General features: G+C 50.1%; 1 protein-coding gene. It reads left to right on the top strand.

Going from position 1 to position 3,191, the window contains the following annotated elements; all coding sequences use genetic code 11:
- The first annotated feature begins 298 nt into the window (after positions 1–298).
- Positions 299–3,019 carry a DUF4347 domain-containing protein gene (locus KR51_RS05565; protein ID WP_022605735.1) on the top strand — a complete coding sequence of 907 codons (2,721 nt, stop codon included), beginning with the start codon at positions 299–301 and terminating at the stop codon, positions 3,017–3,019.
- The last annotated feature ends 172 nt before the right edge of the window (positions 3,020–3,191 follow it).

Here is a 3,191-nt window from a genome sequence, read left to right as displayed (position 1 = left end):
CATGGTCTGCCGATAAGTTGGGGAACTTACAGCATTTTGGAATGGGCTCCCTCTTGCCGCATCCACTACAGGGCAACGGGTTCAGGAGTTTTCTGCATCACCAATGAGTCCCAAGTCTTAGATCCAAGGCGGATCGACCTCTGATTGGGCTATACTGCTTATTGCAACTATCAAGCAATAAGTTCGGTCGACAGATATTCATACTACTGACAGCACCGATGCCGCTATACATTGTGTAGTAGCAGTTGGGTGCCAAGCGTCCAAGAAACTTATTGCAAGTGTTAGGCGCTAATAAGGAGTGTGGCAACTGCCTCTCAAACTCCTCCCCTTGCTTTTTGTCAACCTTGTATTAGACAAAGTCATGACCCTCCAGCTTGCCCACCCTGACGTCGAGTCGTTCGGTCGTTGTAGTAGTTCGCCAGACAATCGGGTTTCTCAGGTAAAGTCCTTGGTCATCTTCGATGCCAATGTCGAATGCCTACCGCAGTTGCTGGCTGATGTGGCCAAAAACGATCGTGCCACTGCAGTTCTGGATTCCAGGCAGGATGGTATCAAGCAAATTTCAGCACTGTTGCGCCAATGCCCCACCCTGGAGCAAGTTCACATCATTGCTCATGGCTCGCCAGGGTCGTTGACCCTGGGCAATACCCAGCTGGATGGGTGTGCGGTCGGACATTACGCCCGGCAACTACAGGAATGGTCTGAGGTGTTGGAAGGGCGCGATTTACTGCTCTACGGTTGCCAAGTGGCCAAGGGCTTTCAGGGATCCACATTCCTGCAAAAGTTACGTCAGCTGACAGGGGCGAACATTGCTGCATCGGCGTATCGTGTCGGGAATGTCAATGGTTATCAGAACTGGGAACTAGAAACCCAGCTCGGTCCGGTGACAACCCCAGTGGTTTTCTCCAATGCATTGCAGCATCACTATCAAAGCAGTTTCACGACCGTAATCACGATCGAGTTCAATACAACAGACTTTATTGAAGAACTAGGCAGTACTGGGGTAGCAGACCCGACGACTAATTTTTTTACCATCACCTTTACCGTCAGCGGAGACCCAATCGATCCTGCAAATCCTCCGGTTATCAATCTGTCCTCTGCAGATAATCAGGGCTTGACTCGTTTTGTCCTTCCTTCTGCCACTCCAAATGGACTGGTTCCGATACCGGACTTTACAGACTTTACGGACATAGACATTCAACTTTTTGCGTCCGTAAGCACTCTGACTATTCCAGTCTTTAATTCGATTCTTGTTGATAGACAGAATGCAGATGGGTTGTTTGGTCGGGATATTGACGCAGACGGCGTCACAGAAGACGTTGCTGGCCAAACGGAAACGGATACGTTCACGTTCACTTCCCTCACAAGTGGTGTAACGCTCGACCCAGCAACCACTTCTTTTCCAGTTTCATTCTTTGAAACTGAGGATGCGGTGCCCGACCCCGACCCCGACCCCGACCCCGACCCCGACCCCGACCCCGACCCCGGTCCTGGTCCCGGTCCTTTGCCTGTGGTGGGGCTCGAAGTGACAACAGGCGAAGTGGGTGAGACCAATTTCTTAAGTGAAGTCAGTGGAGATTTACTTTTCATTAACTTCATTATTGAAGGTGCGATCCCCGATGCGGGCCTGATTGTTGACTTTTCAGGAGACTTTCTTGAAGCGATTCGCAGCAATCGCATCGATCTGGCAAGCGTACAAACCTCTGGCTTAGAGTTCTTGCCCGTTGGTGATACGAGTAATGGTGAATCGGATGATACTGATGAATCGGATGATACTGATGAATCGGATGACGCCAGTGAAGTTAGCGAAGCTGGCGAACTGCTGCGAGGGATTGCCGCTAGCGGCCAAGATACCGTTTCCGTAAGGATACGGGAGAGTCAAGCCACGATCGCCGCTCTAGCGATCGACGACATCATCACTCAACCCGACACAACGGTAGCCGTTGCTCTCGAAGCTAGTAATGCATACGAAATCGATTCGGATGCTAGCGAAGATAGCTTTATCATCACGGATGGCGTCCCGAATTTGGATGACCCCGTAGTCGGCTTCACAATCGATCGCGACACCGTAAGTACTGGGGCAAATTTCACCATTTCCTTTAGTATTTCCGGTGATATTCCGGTAGGTGGTCTGCCCGTCTTTATTGATAGTGATAATACTGGTGTTCTCTCCAATCTATTCACTGGAGCAGACGGGACTCCTATTCTTGAATTGGATGGCATTGAGTTGCCACCCAGCGGTTCGTTCGATCCCAGCAGCTTTATCGTCAATCTCACACAAGCAGAATCTTCGCTCCTCTTACGCGTATCGGATACTGGGACAACCGAAGGGACAGAACCCCTAAACTTCACCCTGCTTGATGGCGAAAACTATGGTGTAGACACCAATGAATCTGCAGCGTCGCTATCGCTTTTCAAGAGCGTCTTATTTACGGCTGAGGACAATGGAGACATCACTTCCTTTGCCCTCAACCTCCTCGATACTCCCGGTAGTTTCAGTCCCATCTTGGACGATCGCGTCCTGGGCTTAACGGATGCATCATTTGATAACTTCGTGGGTTTCTATGAAGTTGTTGATGAATTCGGGGGTATTGATACCAATGGAGATGGAGTCGCAGACCTGCAACCCGGATTAAGTAATGGTTATGCTGCTGCCGCGATCTCCGCGGCAATTCCAGGAGTATCCATCCGGGCGGGGGGAAACCTTGCCGAGAATACAACAGCAGCAGATTTTGCCGATGTCGTTCTTGAAGGCGGTCGTCTTTACGCACCGTTCGCAATTGCCAATGGCGGAGGCATTACGCCTGCGGAATTCCTCGAGCGGAATCCGGATAACAATGCTGCAGAGGATCGTGAAGACTTAGTGGCATATTTTGCCTACAGGAGAGCGAATCCCGATGCAGTCGATCATTTTCGATCCTTGGGCGGAAATGTCTTTGGCTTTGAAGACCTACCTGCCCTTGATTCTGACATGGACTTCAATGATGCGGTGTTTAGCTTCAGCTTTGCAAACGTTTGATCCTTTGACCGCCTAACAAATGCTCCAACCCGGTGTGTTGTAGTTATGAGCAATAAATCCAACCGCTTGATACCCATATTGCTCTTAAGCAAGTAGTAGCAGTTGGGTGCCAAGCATCTAAGACACTTATTGCAAGTTTAGGCGCTAATAAGGAGTGTGGCAACTGCCTCTC

The sequence above is a fragment of the Rubidibacter lacunae KORDI 51-2 genome (assembly GCF_000473895.1).
In the GTDB taxonomy this organism is placed as follows: Bacteria; Cyanobacteriota; Cyanobacteriia; order Cyanobacteriales; family Rubidibacteraceae; genus Rubidibacter; species Rubidibacter lacunae.
This window is presented reverse-complemented; position numbering and strand designations above follow the sequence as displayed.